Genomic DNA, 17,863 nt, shown 5'->3' on the forward strand with positions numbered 1-17,863 from the left:
CCACTCCTATACGAGGCTCAAAACGATATAGAGCCCGATACCCGAGACGCAGCACCACAACATCGACTTTGTCTTGATTGCCACCGCAACGACGCCGACAGCCGCTGCGAAAAGAACAGGCAAATAAAGAGCGATGTGCAGACAAAACCCGCAATAGCGGTGGGAACATCGACAACGGCGCACCTATCGCAACATAGGTAAGCATCACCGGCCAGACGGTTTTAACGATTTTGAGCACCATAGCGTTCCTCGTCCCGACAAGCTTTCCGAGCCGCATTCGACGACATGGCAGAATCATCGCCCGGCGGCAACCGAGTTCACCTACAATTGCCACCGGATCGAAAGACACAGAAAGACACAGCTTTTTAGGAAGTCATTATGACAGCTATCGATCGAACGGGGGCAATCGCGGCCTTCAGGACCTACACCGATGCCTACGATGCCGCCAATCCGCGTATCGCGCTCAAAATCGAGCATACGTACCACGTTGCCGAGGCATGTGATGCCGTGGCACGCGAGCAGGGCTGGTCACCGCAGGACATTGACCTGGCGTGGCTTTGTGGGCTGTTGCACGATATGGGCCGCTTTGAGCAGCTGCGACGCTGGGACACGTTTAAGGATGCCGAGAGCATGAGCCATGCGAAGTTGGGCCTCGAGGTCCTCTTTGGCAAAAACCCTGCAGACGCGCCCGCGGCAACAAGTATCCGCGACTTTATCGACAGCCCGGCAGAAGACGAGCTCATCCGCGCGAGCATCGCCTATCACAGTGACTTTCGCCTGCCGGCACAACTCGACGAGCGTACACGGTGCTTCTGCGATATCGTGCGCGATGGCGACAAAATCGACATTATGCGCACCATCGCCGACAGCACCGTCGACACCATCCTCAAGGTGGATGAGGACGCATTTCTCGCCAGCCACTTCTCGGCGCCGACGTTGGCCGCCTTTGACGAGCACCGCTGCGTCGCACGTGATGAACGCGACGAGCCCGCGGACTACCTGGTAGGACTCATCTGCTTTATGTTTGAGCTCGTCTATCCGGCGAGCCGCGCGCTGGCGCGCGAGCAGGGCGATATCTACCGCCTGCTCGACGCGCCCTTTGGTATTACGCAGCCCTTTACCGACCCCGCCACACAGGCAACCTGGAGCCGTCTTAGGGAAGAGATGCGCGACTGGCTGGCGCGCGCCTAGCGCTCAAGCTGGGCTAGCAGCTCCTCGACGACCTCGACGGCATCACCGACAACCTTGTACTGGGCAGCACCAAAGATGGGGGCATCCGGGTCCTCGTTGATGGCGATAATGCATTCCGCCCCACCGATGCCGGCAAGATGCTGGATGGCGCCCGAAACACCGATACTCACAAGAATCTTGGGCGAAACCGATACGCCCGTCTGGCCAATCTGATGGCGATACTCCAACCAGCCGGCCTCCACGACGGGTCGCGTGCAGCCAAGCTCGGCTCCCAGAGCCTCGGCGAGCCTTCGCATCAGCGGCAGGTTTTTCTTGGAACCAATGCCGCGACCTACCACGACCAGGCGCTCGGCATCGGCGATTGAAGCCTGCTGTCCCCACTCCTCGGCGGGAATCGAGATCTCGACACGAGCCTTAGCATCATCCGCAAGTGCTATCTGGGTGATCGTGCCGGAGCGGCCGTAGTCAAAGTCGGGCGCCTTAAAGATGCCGGGGCGCACCGTTGCCATCTGGGGACGATGATTGGGGCAGACGATGGTGGCCATCAGGTTGCCGCCAAACGCCGGACGCGTCTGTTGCAGCAGCCCCGTCTCCGTATCCATCGAAAGCACGGTGCAGTCAGCCGTAAGGCCCGTCTGCAAACGCACGGCAACGCCGGGTGCCAGTTCGCGGCCAAAGGCGGTCGCTCCGTACAGAATGGCCTCGGGCTTGCGCTCTGCCACCAAATCGCAGATGAGGCGGGCGTAGACCTCCACATCGTTCTGGCGCAGACGCTCGTCGCGACAGATCAGGACCTCGTCTGCACCGGCGCAAACCAGATGCTCCAGGTCACCGAGAGAACCCTCGGGGCCCATGCCGACCAGCGCCACCAGGCGACAGCCGCGTGTATCCGCAAGCTCACGGCCCTTGCCCATGAGCTCGAAGGCAACGGGAGCCACCGTATCGTGCTCGTCGGTCTGCGCGAATACCCAAATGTCTCGATATGCATCGAGGTCAACCGCGCCGGCGGCCTCCTCGCGCTCGATCGAAATGGCATTGACGGGGCAAGCGTCGACGCACCCGCCACATAGGATGCAGCCGTCGGTTACGCGGGCGCAACGGTTGGACCGCTCGCCTTCCACTACGATGCCGCCCGAGGCACAGGCGCGAACGCAGCGACCACAGCCGATACAGGCTTCGCTATCGATAATCAGTCCGCTCATCTATGCCATCCCCTCGATAATCTTGGCAAGTTTCGCCGCCTGCTCGGACGCCGTTCCGTCAACGGTCTCGCACGTTTGGTCGCGGTCGGGCACAAACGATCGTACGACCTGTGTCGGCGAGCCGGCAAGACCGCAGCGCGCGGGGTCGGCGTTCACGTCGGCAGCGTTGACCACGCGCACGTCCGCCTCCTCGGCCGCACGAATACCGGCGATACTCGGCATGCGCAGTTGGCCAATCTCCTTGGCAGTCGTCATCGCGCACGGCATCTCAAGATAGACCGTCTCCTCGCCGGCATCGCAGCCGTGAACAAGCGCCACTGAACCACAGGTCGTAAAGCCCGCACTCTGCACGCAGCTCACGTCGGTCACACAGGGAATCTCGAAGGCACCGGCAAGCTCGGGACCAATCTGGGCCGTATCGCCGTCCACCGCCATCTTGCCGCAGATGAGCAGGTCGAAGTCCTCGTCGAGCGCCTCGATGCCGCACTTGAGGGCATAGGTGGTTGCCAGGGTATCGGCACCTGCAAAGGCGCGATCGGTTAGCAGCAGTGCGTCATCGGCGCCTCGGGCGATGCAGTCGCGCAATAGCGATTCAGTCGCGGGGATGCCCATCGACACCACCGTTACGCGCACGTCCATGCCAAAGCCGATAAAGTCGTCCTTCAGCGCCAGCGCGCATTCCAAAGCGCTCGCATCAAAGGGATTAATGACCGCCTGCTTGCCATCGCGCACGATGGTATTGGTCTTGGGGTCCATCTTGACCTCGGTGCTGCCCGGCACCGCCTTGACGCACACCACCATATGGAAATCGCTCATCTTCACGCGCCCCCTTTCTGGACGAGCTCATCCAAGAGCTTCTCCGAAAACAGGTTACCGCGGCCCAGCTGTCCGGCAGGATCGAGCTGGAGCTTGAGCCGCGCCGACTCGATCATGGCCTCGTGACCGTACATCGTCTCCAAGAAGCCCGCCTTGATCTTGCCGACGCCGTGTTCGGCGGAGACGGCGCCGCCCATGGCCGTGACCTCGGAAGCCCACTGGGCAAAGAGCTCTTCGCCGCGGCAGTAATCCTGCGCATCGCGCGGCAGAATGTTCACATGCAGATGGTTGTTACCGATGTGCCCCCAGGCGGCAGATTCAAGCCCACTTTCGGCCAACGTGCGGCGATAAAGGGCGATGACATCGGCCAAGTGCGCGTTGGGCACCGACATATCCGACCCCAGCTTGGTAATGGTGGGGTCCGTACGGCGACGCTCGTCGATGAGCATGTTGACGCTCTCGGGCACCGCATGGCGGAAGAATCGCTGACACTCGCGATCGACCTCGGTACGCGCGACCCATGTCGCATCGTCGCTGCCGCCCGCAAGCTCCAGTACCCACCCCAAGTGATACAGCTCCTCAGTCGCCTGGGCTTCGTCGTCGCAGTCGAGCTCCACGTAGACACAGACCTTGGCGTCTTTGTCGAGCGCCGGCAGCGAGGCGAACGCAGTCGACTGCTCGCGCTGACGACGCAGGATATCCAGGGCGCCCGCATCGAAATATTCGATGGCAGCCGCATGGGACAGGACGGGACGTACAGAATCGGTGAAGGACACGGCCTTGTCTTCGCTGTCAAAGAAGCAGCTCACGCCCCAAACGACCGCAGGCGCCGCCTGCAGGGCAATCTCGAGCTCGGTGATGACGCCGAGTGTTCCACACGCACCGATAAACAGATCGATGGCATCCATATCGTCAGCAACGAAATAGCCCGAAGCATTTTTGGTCTTGGGCATGGTGTAGTCGGGAAGGTCGAGCTCGAGCGTGCGGCCCTTCACCGTGACGAGCGAGAGGCGACGACCCTGTGCAAAAACCTCGCCACGGTGAAGCTCGAGCAGGTCGCCATCGGTCAGCACGACATGAAGGCCCGTGACGTGAGGGCGCATGGGGCCGTAAGCGTAGCTACGGGCGCCGGAAGCGTTGCATGCCGCCATACCGCCCAGGCAGGCAGATGCCTCGGTGGGATCGGTAGGAAAGAATTGCTCGGGAGCTTCCTGGAACTCCTCGTAGGCCTCAAGCGATGCCTGGTCCCAGCCGGCAGTCGGCAGCACTTTCTTGCCCAGTTGCTTGCGCAGCTCAGACAGCACGACGCCGGGCGCCACGCGCAAAAGAAAGCGGCCCTGCTCATCGCGGCGAATGCCTAGGTAGCGATTCATGCGGGAAGTATTGAGAATGTGACCGCCATGAGGCACGGCGCCGGCGGCAAGACCGGTCCGGGCGCCCTGAACCGTCACCGGGACACGCTCGGCATGGAGCTTTTCCATAATGGCGCGGACCTCGTCCTCCGTTGTCGGAAACGAGATGCTCGAGGCCTCGCCCGATGTGCGAGACTCATCGCGACCATACTCTTCGAACTCGTCGGTGAAGGGTTTGATGGTTGCAGACACGCGAACTCCCCCTTTAGCTAACTACAGTGTTTGCAGGGAAATGTTACCGCATCGTTTCACCGACATGTTCGAGACCGTCTCCATAATTGACGTTTTTAACGTTCGCGCAATTCGGCGAACGGTGGAATTTTCGAGACAAGCGACGCTTTTGCCACACGTTGCCGCGCAGCCACAACATGTGCATTTATCGGTCAAAAATAGTTGAGATTTTTTTCACATGCTTTTACCTGCGGAGATATCGGCTCGTCAAGCAATTGGTTAGTTATTGGGCAAGTTGCGGCTGATACGGTCGGCATCGACAGCCAAACCAATAGGAGTTTTGGCCCCAGAGCAGGGAGGTTTCCATGGCATATTACTGGCCCCAATACGGTTTCGCCATCGAAGTCGATGACGACCCCTATCTCTTGCCTTTCGACGAAGATGCATTTCCAGGTACGGAGGTCTACCACGTCACCACCGATGTGATCTGCGACCCCGAGTCGTTCTCGGCGCTCGCCCACCACATCGCGCGTATCCACAACATCGAGCTCCCTCACGACTTCGACGAGCTCATCTACTCGCGCCGCCTGATGCTTCACATGCTCTTTGGAGCGGACCCGTCCACGTTCGCACGTGTCTACACCACCAAGGACGCCGCATGAGTGCGAAGAAGCCGCCCCGCCTTGCAGGACTGGGGCGTCGCAAGAAACTCGTCGTTGTCTGCCTGGCTGTCGTCTGCGCCCTCATCGCCGTAGGGCTATACGCCTGGCAGTCGCAGCCCGTGCCCGAAGCGGGCGCCTCAGTCACGACGGCAGAAGGTAAATCGCGCCAAGAAATCCAGGATGAGCTCGACGCCATCGTCCGCGACAACATGATGACGATCTCGGTCGCGCCGGTCGCACAGTTGCAGGAAGGCGGCAAGTTGCGCGTCAACGTGCAGAACGTCCAAGACAACAAGTTTCCCCAGCGCTTCCGCGTGATTCAAAACGACGAGACCATCTATGAGTCCGGTGTGGTCGAAGCCGGCAAGACGGTTGAGACCTGCCCCGCCGGCGATATCCAAGAAGGCGAGGCATATATCGAGATTCAGGCACTCGATGCCAAGACCTACGACACCCACGGCAATCCGACGCGTGTCAAAGTGCGGGTGGCACAGGCAGAAGGCTAGTGGCCGACGCGCTCGCAGGGGCAGCACCCTGTCCCCATTCGTCCAACCATCACGGAAACAGTCCGTGACGAGCAGAAAAGATCGATTATGAACACACCCATGAACCTGAGCGGAGCCAGGGCACTCGCCGTGGGCGCAGGGCTTACGCTCGCACTTGCGATGGGCGCCGCGCCAACGGCGGCCATGGCAGAGGTGCGCGTTGGAACCACCGATGTGACGGTGAAGGCCGACATTAGCAATGTTTCGTTTAAGGCGCCAACGGTCATCCCTTTTGCCGCCAAAGCCGACGGAACGCTTGTAGGACCCTCCGACAAGACGATTACCATCGACAACCTCTCGGCATACGGCATCCACGTCACCAACATGAAGGTCACGGCCAAGAACGACTGGACAATCGTTGCAGACGCAAAGACGGGCTCGGCCCAGAACTCCATCGATTTTAAGGTTGGCCCCGATAAGGCAGAAAAGGATGCCAGCTCGGCGACTCAGACTACGGGCCTCGATCTTTCCAAAGACGCAAGCTTCGACATGAAGTACAAGGACATTGCCGACGGAACGGACAAAATTAGGCTCAATGTGAGTGGCCACGTCGCCCGCGTCACGCGTGACATCTACCACGCCACCGGTACGGGAGATCAAGTGGCAAGCATCACCTGGACGGTCGAGCCCGGTGCGCACGCCACGTCCTAAGGCGATTGCACTGGCCGCCATCGTCGGCATCTTGGCGTCCGCACCCGCAATGCCTTTGCTCAACAAGAGCAGGCGCAGGCGGCCACAGAAGTGACCGTCGATCTTTCGAGCCTTAATCGCGGCAGCCGTCACGAGCCGCTCGTCCAGACGAGCGACACCCGGCAACTCATTGCGGTAGGCGTCGCCACGGTGGGAGCAGGACTGACGTGCCTTGGCCTGCACATCAAACGCAACCAATAGCCAAGCACGACCGGAGTACGCGGAATAAATAGGAGAACCATGGCACCCAAAAACCTTTTGCCCGTTGCAGCGCACTGGCGAGCGGTACGCCTCTCGCCGCTTGGGCGACGCCCGCCACGGCAAGCTCCTTACCGCAAGCTCTGAACCCCGCGGCGAATTCGTCGGGTATCGTCGCCTGCCAACGTTTTTCGCTCGCACATGCCACGGTCCGAACCTCGGGATGCCTTCACCGCAATGCGGTCGACTCGATAGTCGTGGATATCAAGCGACCGGACAAGGAGAACGGCCCCCGGACAGGTTGCGCCGTCTGCACATGGAAATCGGCTGCAGTCGACGCCGATGGCGACCCATGCGACTTAGAGCTGCGCATCGATATTGCCTCGGTCGATGACTCGGCGAACGGGGCAAAGGTCGTCTTCGACAGCGCGGCCCATGAAGAAGAAGGGGGTGTATGCCTGGGCTGCGTTCCCTCGAATGTCGATGGCGCGCAGCCCATCATCTCCTTTACGGCGTCGCTGCGGCTGACCAAGGCGGACACCGAAGCCATCGCAACGGGAGATGCGCCTTTGCTGTTCTACGCTGGCGACGCGGACGACCAAAAGGCTCAAAGCACCAGGCAGAAGGGCTCGCTTAACCTCACGCGCGGATCAGAACCCGCCCCCATCAATATCGATGCCCAGGAGCCGGGCGTGCAGCGCATTCTCGCCGATCCGGCGCTGCTCCAAATGACATGGCACGGAGTGGGGTCCGTCGAGATTGCCGCTCCTATATCGAGCGATAACGACAAATCCCCCAAAGACGAGGTCGCAGACGCACCGGCACATGTTGACGATGCATCATCAGAAGACAACGCTGCGGTTCCTCTCGAGAAGCCAAGCGGAAGCGCCACCGAACTAGGCGATTCCCAACCGAAAGACGGCCTGGACTTTGCCGCTCCCCCAGGTGTCGACGAAGGCAACTGTTGCATGATGGTCGCGCTCGACCACACGGAAACCGTCGATGCTGCAAGCATTGAGCCAGTCGCTGCCAATGCGCCCCGCCGCAAAAATATCCTCATCGCATTCCCCAATACCGTCTTTTTGCCTTCGGGCGAAGTCGTCGCGCCTACGGCACTTACAGCAGTGGGAGCAAAGAGCGCATCGAACGAAATCCAAGCTATCTCGGCACTTGATGCCACAACGACCGCCAAGTTACACCTTTATTCCGTTGCAGCAGACGGAACGCGAACCGGAGAATTCGACGGAACCGAGCTTTTGGTTCCTCGTCGCATCGGTATCCAAGAAGACGTCCCCTATCAAATGGAACTTGAAGGGTTCGATCGCGCACGAGATGCCGACATCATTGCCGCAGCCATCGAATCCCCACAGCACCTCATGACGCTGCGCTTCGACTTTAGCCCCATCCTGTCCTAGACCGCTAACTGCCGCTTGGCTCGGATACTGAGCGCCCCTCCCCGTTCTGCTACGATTGCCGCGTTGGCATCAATTACAGGAGGGTTCATGCCGGGTTTAGGAACGATCATCAACGTCGCGCTTTTGATCGCGGGCGGTCTGCTTGGCCTTATGGGTGGGCGCTTCATTACGCCTCGCATCCAAGACACGCTCATGAAGGCGTCGGGGTTGTGTGTTCTGTTTATCGGCTTGGGCGGCACCATGCAAAAGATGCTCGTTATCGATGGAGAGGCGTTGGCGACCACCGGCACCACCATGCTTATCGTCTCATTTGCCCTCGGTTCGCTCATCGGCGAGGCCATCAACCTGGAGGCCGCCATCGAGAACCTCGGCGAATGGCTCAAGCGCAAAACCGGCAGCGAAGGCGACAACGAGTTTACCAACGCCTTTGTCTCGGCATCGCTCACCGTGTGTATCGGTGCCATGGCCATCGTAGGATCGATTCAGGACGGTCTGCTCGGCGACTGGTCCACGCTTGCCCTGAAGGGCGCGCTGGACTGCATCATCGTCTGCACCATGACGGCCTCGCTTGGCCGCGGCTGCATCTTCTCGGCCCTGCCCGTTGCCGTATTCCAGGGCACGATCACGCTTTTTGCCGGCGCACTCTCCCCCATCATGACCACCGCAGCCCTCGACAGCCTTTCGCTTGTGGGCTCTATGCTCATCTTCTGTGTTGGGGTTAACCTTATTCGACCTCAGACCTTCCGCACGGCCAACATGCTCCCCTCCGTCGTCGTGGCGGTCATCTACGCCCTCTTGTTCTAAATCTATCTACGTAGCGATATCTCGAACACCTGTTTGATGCTGTGCTATGATATGAGGTCACCGAAGCTGCGTTAGGAGAGGAGAAGCGGTGGCCGACCAGGACGTCAAGATGCTCATCGAGCGCATTATGGCCGAGGCCCGGACCCATCAGTCCGCCCACTTCTCAAACGAAATCTATGCTGACGAGCCGATTCTCAAGACCGGTCGACAGATGCAGAACTTCCTCCCCGACCAGTACCGCAAGATGCGCGAGATATCGCGCTGGCAAGATGATCCCAAAGGCGGCGCGGGACGTTGGCTATCGGAGGCGGAGCTCTTTTACCGCCAAGGCCTGCTGATGGCCGACTTCGAGGACGATTGTCCCTACAACGGCACCTTTAAGTCGTACTTTCCCACCTACAATGCCATGAGCGATCGACAGTTGCGCGGCTACTTTACCTGGCGTGCCCAAGTGCGCCGCGGAACTGTCGAGGAAACGTCTACGTCCTTTGCCTTCCTGTATCTCTATGAGCTGATCTGCGGCATTGGCGTAGATGACCCACTCGATGGCTTTAGCAAGATCAAGGCCTTTTGGAACGCCTATCGTGCCTTCGAGCCCGGCATCGACCGGTTTGCACGCGTGTGGTTGCAAGATTACGCCGTTTTCCACGGGCTCGACCCCAAACTGCTTCGCGACTCTAAAACCGTCATGTTCGATAACGCCCTTATCGAGCTGCGGCGCGCGGCTCGAGACCTTGCACCTGCACCGACGCCGTCGGATCTGGCGCCTGCGCGTCGCAAGACCTCCGAGCCTACGCTCCCCCTCCCGCCCGACGAGGCGGGCGAGGAGCGACTCATGGCCGCTATCAACGCCCTCTCCACGTATAACCTCGATAACTCTAGACTCGATCGCAGCCACCATCGCGACCTACGCCACGTGGCATGTGCCGTGTACGTCCGCATGGCGCGCTACTATGACACGCATCGAAAGACCGGTATCGTGGCGAGCTTGTTTGGGGAGGAGACGGCCATGCCCTATACCATGTTTGCCTCGGCCGTGTTCTTTGCGCCCGAGCGCCACGAGGACTGCGAATACCGTCTTGACCCCATCCATATCTACCGCTGCCAAAACGGTTTTTGGGAATGCATGCGAATTCACGGCAGCAGGCAAAAGAGCAGCAAGCTTGGTGAGATGATGCGCGCCTGCGACCAACGTCTGCGCCTGGCCCTAGCCCCCGCCCACCCCCTGAAGGAGGAGAAGGTCCCCAAATATCTGGCCAAAATCATCGATGACGAGATCGTGGCATGGCTTTCGTGGGATGCCGCACACCAGCCCGTCAAGATCGATATCGATTTGAGCCAGCTGGGGCACATTCGGAGCGCCGCCGCGCAAACGCGTGAAGCGCTTTTGATTGATGAGGAGCGCGAGGACGGCACGCCCGTGGAAGCCGAGGCAACGCTTATCGAGCAGCCGGGCCGCGAGTCTGCGCCCGGCATGACTGCCGAACCTGGCGAGATGACCATTCAGCAAGACGAACCCAACGAGCCGACTGTCTCCGCCGAAGAGTTTGGCGTCATGGCACCGCTCCTCGTGTCTGCGCCCGCACCCGTAACGCCCGCGTCTGCCGAAGCTACGAACAAACTCGCGCCCGCCGAAGATGCCTTTCTTCGCGCGCTCCTCGGGCAAAACACAGCGCAAGCGACATCGGCAGTGGAGAGGTCGGGCCAGAGCGAGGATATGCTCGTCGACAGCATCAACGAGACGCTCTTTGACCTGGTGGGAGACACCGTTATCGAGTTCGGCGCGGCAGGACCGCAAATTATCGAGGATTACGAAGCAGACGTGAGAGGATACCTAGACCATGAGTGATACCGCATCCGCAGCACCTCGCGTGCCCAAGCGCGTCGCTGCCGTCATTCTCAACTCACTCAAGGGCGGTGTGGTCCCGCGCATCGGCCTTCCCTATATCACCGTAGGGCGCGAGGTCGAGATCCGCGCCCTGCTCACCGATTTGAGTCTCATCGCCGACGGTGGCGCGAGCTTCCGGTTTCTGGTCGGTCGCTACGGCGCAGGCAAGAGCTTTTTGCTCCAGACCATCCGCACGCACGCCATGGGCGAGGGGTTCGTCGTCGCCGATGCCGACCTGTCGCCCGAGCGCCGCCTGCAGGGCGGTCAGGGGCAGGGCCTTGCCACCTACCGTGAGCTCATCCGCAACATATCGACCAAGACACGCCCCGAGGGCGGTGCGCTCAACCTTATTCTGGATCGCTGGGTCGCCTCGTGTGCCGACGTCGACGAGTCGGTCGTCAATGCCCAACTGGCCCCGCTCGAGGAGATGGTCCACGGCTTCGACTTCGCCCGCATGCTCCGCCGCTACCGCACGGCCGTATCCGAGGGCGATGAAGAGGCCATGAGCCGCATAACCAAATGGATCCGCGGCGAATACCGCACCAAGAGCGAGGCTCGCGCCGAACTGGGTTCCTCGACCATCATCAGCGATGACGACTGGTACGACTACGTTAAACTCATTGCGCGCTTTTTGGTCTGCAGCGGCTACAAGGGCATGCTGGTGCTCATCGACGAACTCGTGAATCTGTATAAGATTCCCAACGCGATCACGCGCCAATACAACTACGAGAAGATCCTGACCATGTACAACGACACGCTCCAGGGCAAGGCGCAGTACCTGGGCATGATCATGGGCGGCACGCCAACCTCCATCGAAGACCGCCGCCGCGGTGTGTTCTCCTACGAGGCCCTGCGCAGCCGACTCGCTCAGGGCCGCTTTGCACGCGAGGACCTTAAGGACATGCTCGCGCCCATCATCCGTCTGCAGCCACTCACCTACGAAGAGTTGCTGGTGCTGATCGAAAAACTCATGCAAATTCACGCCGGCTACTTTGGCTGGACACCCACGCTTACCGAGAGCGACCTGGTGGACTTCCTCAAGATTGAGTTCGGTCGCGTGGGAGCCGACACGCATCTGACGCCGCGCGAAGTCATTCGTGACTTTATCGAGCTGCTCGACATCCTATGCCAAAACCCCGACGCCAACGTGGCCGAGCTGCTGCAAAGCGTCGGCGGTGACGCGCCAGCAGCCGCAACAGACGACACCGGCACCGCAGGCGCCGACCGCAACTTCGCCGAATTCGCCATCTAACCTGCCAAAAAGGGACAGGTTTATTTTGGCAGGTTTTATCTGGGCAAACATTGAAGCAGTCATGCAGCAAGCCACTGCCCGCCGCGTTGAGAGATTCGCTTTTGAAAGGAGGCCCCGTGAACGCCTTTGACCGCTACGCCCCGTTTATCCAAGACTTCATCTACTCCCACGATTGGGAGAGTCTCCGCTCCATTCAGGTTGCGGCGGCAGATGCCATCTTTAACACACAAGACAATGTGCTCCTGACGGCATCCACGGCTTCCGGCAAAACCGAGGCGGCCTTCTTTCCCATCCTGACCGAGTTTTGGGAGAAGCCGCCCGCGAGCGTGGGCGCCCTCTACATCGGCCCCCTCAAGGCGCTCATCAATGATCAGTTCGTCCGCCTTAACGACCTCTGCGAAGAGGCCGATATCCCTGTCTGGCACTGGCATGGCGATGTCTCGCAGTCGCACAAGGCTAAGCTCATCAAAAAGCCGAGCGGCATCTTACAGATTACGCCCGAGTCACTCGAGGCGCTCCTGATCCATAAGCACATGGCGATCCCGCGCATGTTTTGCGACCTGCGCTATGTGGTCATCGACGAGGTCCACTCGCTCATGCGCGGCGACCGTGGCGGGCAGACGCTCTGCCTTATCGAGCGACTCTCGCGCATGGCCGGCGTGCAGCCTCGACGCATTGGCCTTTCGGCCACCATCGGCGACCCCGAGCGCACGGGCGCTTTTCTCTCACAGGGAACGGGACGTGACTGCGTTATCCCCCGTTTTGAGGAACCGCGCCGCGTGTGGCGCATCTCCATGGAGCACTTCTACAACTCGGGTCCCCAGGCACAGCAGCGGGGATTCGAGAGCATGGGTCCTCAAGAGGCCGAAGTGCTTGCCTCCGAGCGCATTGAGGCAGCGGCGCCCACGGCGCTGCCGGCCGACACCCAAGGCACGAGCCGCAGCGGACAGCCCACACAGGAGGAGCGCCGTCAACGTCGTGAGCGAGCGCGGGGCAAGGCCGCTCCCAAGGACCGCCAAACTTCCTCGGCCCCCGAGGGCGAAGTCGACATTCCCCGGGGCGCCGAGCAAGCGCTCCTCAACCCCACCGACACCGCACCCGACAACGCCGATCCCGGCATGGGCTATATCTTCGAACACACCCGCGGGCGCAAGTGTCTGGTCTTTGCCAACTCGCGCGAGGAGGCAGAGGCCGTATGTTCCATGCTGCGCAGCTACTGCGAGAGCCGACACGAGCCTGACCGTTTCCTCATCCATCACGGCAATCTTTCGGCATCGTTGCGCGAGACGGCAGAAGAGCTCATGCGCGATGAGGAGCAGGCACAGACGACCGTCACCACCTCTACGCTTGAGCTTGGCATCGATATCGGCCGTCTGGAGCGTGCGTTTCAGATCGATGCGCCATTTACCGTCAGTTCCTTTTTGCAGCGAATGGGCCGCACGGGACGCCGCGACCTTCCGCCCGAGATGTGGTTTGTCATGCGCGAGGAAGAGCCCGAGCCGCGCACGATGATGCCCGAAACCATTCCGTGGAAGCTCCTGCAGGGCATCGCACTCGTACAACTCTATCGCGAGGAAAAGTGGGTCGAGCCGCCCGAGCTCGATCGACTCCCCTACAGTCTGCTCTATCACCAGACTATGTCGACGCTTGCCAGCACCGGAGAGCTCACGCCGGCAGAACTTGCCCAGCGCGTGCTCACGCTCAGTTATTTCCACCGCGTCTCAGCCGATGACTATCGCGTGCTGCTGCGTCACCTCATTAAGATCGACCATATCCAGGTCACCGAGGGCGGCGGACTCATCGTGGGCCTCGCGGGCGAGCGCATCATCAACAATTTTAAGTTCTACGCCGTGTTCCAGGAAAACGAGGAGTTCACCGTCCGCAGCGAGTCGGCCGAGCTGGGCACGATCGTCAATCCCCCACCGCCCGGTGAACGCATCGCCATCGCCGGGCACTGCTGGATTGTCGAGGAAGTGGACTGGAAGCGCCACACCGTCTTTGCTACGCAGGTCAAGGGCCGTGTGCCGGCCTACTTTGGCGACTGCCCCGGCGACATCAACACGCATGTACTCGAGCGCATGCGCAAGGCGCTCAACGAGCACGCGACATATCCATACCTTATGGGCAACGCGCGAGCCCGTCTGGCGCAGGCTCGCCATACGGCCGAGATTTCGGGTGCGGGCACTAGGCCACTCATTAACCTGGGCGGCGACACCTGGGTGCTCTTCCCCTGGCTGGGCAGCTATGCCTTTTTGGCGCTCGAGCGCATGCTCAAGATTAAATGTGCCGCGGAGCTGGGCCTTCGCGGACTCGACCCGTCGCGCCCGTACTTTATGCAGTTTAAGATGAAGGCCGACGAAGAGACGTTCTTTGAGGTACTCGCCGCCGAGGCCGAGAAGGACTTCGATCCCATCGAGCTCGTCTATCCCGGCGAGGTGCCTTACTTCGATCGTTACGATGAGTTCGTTCCCGAAGAGCTCGTGCGTAAGGGCTTTGCCGAAGGCGTGCTCGACATAGATGGCATGAAGCAGCGTGTCCGCAGCTGGCGCGACCACGCATAAAACGGGGCTGACTATATGAGCAGTCAATTTGGGACGGGGCTATTTTAGCTGCCCTTGCAGGTAAAGCGAAAGGTTTGGCCGATTAGTGGCAGGGATAGCTAAAATAGCCCCGTCCCAAATTGACTGCTCCCGATGTGGAGCGAGCCGGCATCCGAAAGCAGCTAAAAAGCCCCGTCCCAGAAAGACTGGTCGCAGAAAGACGCGCTAGTCGTGAAGGACGGCGCCGAGGAAGTCGGCGTCAAAGGGCACGGCTTCGGCAAAGGCATAGTTCCCGTCGCTGGCGATGAGCAGGTAGTTTTCCTCGCCGCCGAACTCTGTATCGCCACAGGGGACCACCCAGGCGTGGGCGAATACCTCGAGTGCCGTGGCAGCGCAGTCGCGCAGGAACGTTACATCGCTCCCCTCGTTTGCGCTCACGATATTGGCAACGTAGATACCCCCGGGGTTCAGGCTGCCCCGCACTAAACGCAACGCCTCAACCGTCGCCAGCTCGCCTACGGGCTCGGCACCGCCAAAGCAATCGCTCACGACCACGTCGTAGCGACGATGGCCCACACTCGTCACACCCAGATACGAGCGAGCCTCAGCGGTTATCACCCGCAGGCGATCGCCCGCCGCGCGCTCTAGCTCGTCTAGGTAGAACCAGCGGCGCGCCAGGCGCGTGATCTCTCCGTCATACTCGATAACGTCCATGCGCAGGCCCTCGTGCGACATCAGCGCAAATTTGGGATAGGCAAACCCGCCGCCACCTAGCATAAGCATACGGCTGATACCGTGACCATAAACGTCACGCATCGCATCCTCGGCCTCAAACACGTCGTCAAACGCGCGATAATACGCAAAGACGGGCTCCGCCCAGCGCTCGCCGACGTAACTCGCGCTTTGGTAGACACTGCCTTGCACCAATACGCGGACTTCATCGCCGCCCTCATCGTGCACGCGTTTCACACGCGCCAATCCATTGCGGGTTCGCGCGACCTGCAGGCAGGCAGCGCGAACGGCGACGGCAGCCGCGCCCAGCGCCGCGGCTCCCAGAGCAACGCCGGCAACAACGCCGGCAGAAACACTCGGCTTGTTCATCTAGAGCTCCTTTTGCAGGTAAAGGCCATGGTCATAAAATCCAAGATGGCGATAGTACTCGCGCGTGCCAATCGCGCTAATCACGTTGATGCGCGCATACCCCGCATCCCGGGCAATCTCGCACGCACGCTCTACGAGCAAACGCCCCAACCCGTGATGCTGCGCCGCCTGGCCCTGGTCGCCCACGCGCGCCGCCATGCCGTACACGTGCACCTCGCGAATCATCGCCTCGTCCGGCATCGTCGGCAACTCGTCCGCATGCGCGGCAACAAACGAATGGTCGGGCAGCGACAGGCGCAAAAAGCCCGCAATCTTGCCCTGCGGCGTCACCCACTGCAAAAAGCGCTCGTGCGTCACCGGCGTCTCGTACGCCACATCCTCGTCAAGGGTCAGCTCATCCAAGTCGGCACCCGCCGTGCTGATCTCGCGATAGCGAATCTCACGCACCGTCACACCGTCGCCCCGAGCAGCCAGGCGGTTCTCGACGAGCTGACGCAGGTTGGGCTTCTTGTTGCCCACCATAATGTCGTCGGAGCTAAAATCGCGGATCATGCGGCTGATACGGCAGAACGACGGCGTCACCACGATGTCATCGGCTAGCACGTCGAGCAGCTCCTCCTCGGTATAGGGGCGCCACTCGCCGCGCTCGTAGCAGCCCACCAGACGCGAGCCCTCGATGAGCGCGCACGGGTAGACCTTGACCTCGTCGGGCATAAAGGCCCCCTCGGTCATAAAGCGCTCGTAGTCGCGCTTGTCCCCCTCGGGCGTGGCGCCCAGCAGGTTGAGCATAAAATGCGCATGGATCTTAAAGCCAAACAGGCGCGCAAGCGAAAACGCCCGCTCGATTTGGCCCACCGAAATGCGACGCTCGTTGATATCGAGCAGGTGCTGGTCGAGGCTCTGGATGCCCATCTGGATCTTGGTGCAGCCCAGGCGGCGGATGAGCGTAAGCGCCTGCGGCGTTACGGCATCGGGGCGCGTCTCGATAACGAGTCCCACCACGCGATGCTTCGCCGTCTCATTGATGTGCTGCTGACGCTCGAGCTCCTCCATCGTTGCCGTCTGCCACTCGGCGACCTCGCCCCATGGCGTACCGGGGCCGTACAAACGACGCACCGCACGGTTATAGCCGCCCACGGCAGCATCCACACGCTCCTGCTCGTCGGCAACGCCGGCAGCGAGCGTGGCCTCGTCTATCGCAATGCCGGCAGCCCGATAGCGCTCGCGACGCTCCGCCACCACCGGCGGCAGCGCATCGGCGGGTGCATCGTCGAGCAGACGCCCCGCCTCGGCACGGCTGATGCCCGGACGCGCCAACATGGGGTTGGCAGCCACACCAGCCACGGCATCGTCATTGAGCGCACGGAAGAGCTCCGACATAAACCACGTCTGATACCCTTGCGGATAGTCGCTCCAGGTACCACCGAGCACAATGAGCTCAATCTTATCGGTCGCATGCCCCATCTGCGAAAGCGCGGTCAGACGAGCGCTCACCTGCAGATACGGATCAAAGCAGTTTTGCTCAGCACGGGCGCACGCGGGCTCGGCATGCAAATAGCTTTTGGGCATACGCAGGTCGTTGGGGCAAAACAGGCAATCGCCCGAGCACGGCCACGGCTTGGTGATGACGGTAATGGTCGCCACGCCCGAGGCCGTGCGGCGCGGCTTCATGCGTAGCACCTGCAGCAGTTGACGCTCTAGCTCGGCATCGACATTCCACCCAGCCCAACGAGCCGGCTCCTCACGTTTAACCCGCTGGTAGAACGGCAGCAGACGGCGCTTGGCCAAATCGCGTTTGTCGGCACCCTCACGGCGCGCCTCGGCATGTATCAGCTTGACGAGCGCCTTGTCGTCCACGGTCTCGCCGCGACGCAGGGCTTTAAGTATGTTCAAGATAATCTGTTCCATGCCCCCATTGTAAAGGCAAAGGCGCCGAAGCCCGTCGCGGCTCCGGCGCCTTCATCAAACAGCGCAGC

The 17,863-nt window shown here is 60.9% G+C and carries 14 protein-coding genes; 9 read left to right on the forward strand and 5 right to left on the reverse strand.

The genetic code is table 11. The annotated features are described in order from the left end of the window. Window positions 1-378 precede the first annotated feature (378 nt). Window positions 379-1,191 (forward strand): HD domain-containing protein, encoded by an 813-nt coding sequence (locus ACTQVX_RS02500; protein ID WP_441540942.1) that lies wholly within the window; start codon window positions 379-381, stop codon window positions 1,189-1,191. Here the strand turns inward: ACTQVX_RS02500 and ACTQVX_RS02505 are convergent. Genes ACTQVX_RS02505 through ACTQVX_RS02515 form a run of 3 tightly spaced genes read right to left on the reverse strand, consistent with a single transcriptional unit; the run spans window position 1,188 to window position 4,813 of the window. After that, window positions 1,188-2,393 carry an FAD-binding protein gene (locus ACTQVX_RS02505; protein ID WP_441560115.1) on the reverse strand — a complete coding sequence of 402 codons (1,206 nt, stop codon included), beginning with the start codon at window positions 2,391-2,393 and terminating at the stop codon, window positions 1,188-1,190. The two genes, ACTQVX_RS02500 and ACTQVX_RS02505, sit on opposite strands and share 4 nt — an antisense overlap. Next, complete coding sequence (locus ACTQVX_RS02510; protein WP_441032803.1) at window positions 2,394-3,209, reverse strand: electron transfer flavoprotein subunit beta/FixA family protein; 816 nt, start codon at window positions 3,207-3,209, stop codon at window positions 2,394-2,396. It abuts the gene before it with no gap. Between the two features lie 2 nt (window positions 3,210-3,211). Further along, window positions 3,212-4,813, reverse strand: a complete 1,602-nt coding sequence (locus tag ACTQVX_RS02515) for an FAD-binding oxidoreductase (RefSeq protein WP_441540938.1) — start codon at window positions 4,811-4,813, stop codon at window positions 3,212-3,214. 344 nt (window positions 4,814-5,157) lie between these two features. Between ACTQVX_RS02515 and ACTQVX_RS02520 the strand changes: the two genes are divergently transcribed. The 8 genes from ACTQVX_RS02520 (at window position 5,158) to ACTQVX_RS02555 (ending at window position 14,807) form a co-directional block, all read left to right on the forward strand. After that, window positions 5,158-5,454: a hypothetical protein gene (locus tag ACTQVX_RS02520; protein WP_154517147.1), complete on the forward strand. Its 297-nt coding sequence runs from the start codon at window positions 5,158-5,160 to the stop codon at window positions 5,452-5,454. Next, on the forward strand, window positions 5,451-5,960 hold the full coding sequence (locus tag ACTQVX_RS02525) for a hypothetical protein (RefSeq protein ID WP_427719604.1): 510 nt from the start codon (window positions 5,451-5,453) through the stop codon (window positions 5,958-5,960). The genes ACTQVX_RS02520 and ACTQVX_RS02525 overlap by 4 nt, the downstream gene beginning before the upstream one ends. Before the next feature lie 87 nt (window positions 5,961-6,047). Then, the gene (locus ACTQVX_RS02530) at window positions 6,048-6,650 is read left to right on the forward strand and encodes a hypothetical protein (RefSeq protein WP_427796119.1); all 603 of its coding nucleotides are present in this window, start codon (window positions 6,048-6,050) and stop codon (window positions 6,648-6,650) included. A gap of 494 nt (window positions 6,651-7,144) precedes the next feature. Beyond that, complete coding sequence (locus tag ACTQVX_RS02535; protein WP_441560117.1) at window positions 7,145-8,302, forward strand: hypothetical protein; 1,158 nt, start codon at window positions 7,145-7,147, stop codon at window positions 8,300-8,302. Between the two features lie 87 nt (window positions 8,303-8,389). After that, window positions 8,390-9,106 carry a DUF554 domain-containing protein gene (locus ACTQVX_RS02540; protein ID WP_154517132.1) on the forward strand — a complete coding sequence of 239 codons (717 nt, stop codon included), beginning with the start codon at window positions 8,390-8,392 and terminating at the stop codon, window positions 9,104-9,106. A gap of 88 nt (window positions 9,107-9,194) precedes the next feature. Next, window positions 9,195-10,955 (forward strand): TerB N-terminal domain-containing protein, encoded by a 1,761-nt coding sequence (locus tag ACTQVX_RS02545; protein ID WP_441560119.1) that lies wholly within the window; start codon window positions 9,195-9,197, stop codon window positions 10,953-10,955. Next, window positions 10,948-12,246, forward strand: a complete 1,299-nt coding sequence (locus ACTQVX_RS02550) for an ATP-binding protein (protein WP_441017292.1) — start codon at window positions 10,948-10,950, stop codon at window positions 12,244-12,246. Before ACTQVX_RS02545 ends, ACTQVX_RS02550 begins: the two co-directional genes overlap by 8 nt. Window positions 12,247-12,362: 116 nt before the next feature. Next, the gene (locus ACTQVX_RS02555; RefSeq protein ID WP_441560120.1) at window positions 12,363-14,807 is read left to right on the forward strand and encodes a DEAD/DEAH box helicase; all 2,445 of its coding nucleotides are present in this window, start codon (window positions 12,363-12,365) and stop codon (window positions 14,805-14,807) included. 204 nt (window positions 14,808-15,011) lie between these two features. On the opposite strand, the gene ACTQVX_RS02560 is transcribed toward ACTQVX_RS02555, so the two are convergent. Beyond that, window positions 15,012-15,887 (reverse strand): spermidine synthase, encoded by an 876-nt coding sequence (locus ACTQVX_RS02560; RefSeq protein ID WP_441540930.1) that lies wholly within the window; start codon window positions 15,885-15,887, stop codon window positions 15,012-15,014. After that, the gene (locus ACTQVX_RS02565) at window positions 15,888-17,795 is read right to left on the reverse strand and encodes an elongator complex protein 3 (RefSeq protein WP_441540928.1); all 1,908 of its coding nucleotides are present in this window, start codon (window positions 17,793-17,795) and stop codon (window positions 15,888-15,890) included. It lies immediately after the preceding gene. Between the last annotated feature and the right edge of the window lie 68 nt (window positions 17,796-17,863).

The organism is Collinsella sp. LCP19S3_A6 (assembly GCF_052122015.1).
Lineage (GTDB): Bacteria > Actinomycetota > Coriobacteriia > Coriobacteriales > Coriobacteriaceae > Collinsella.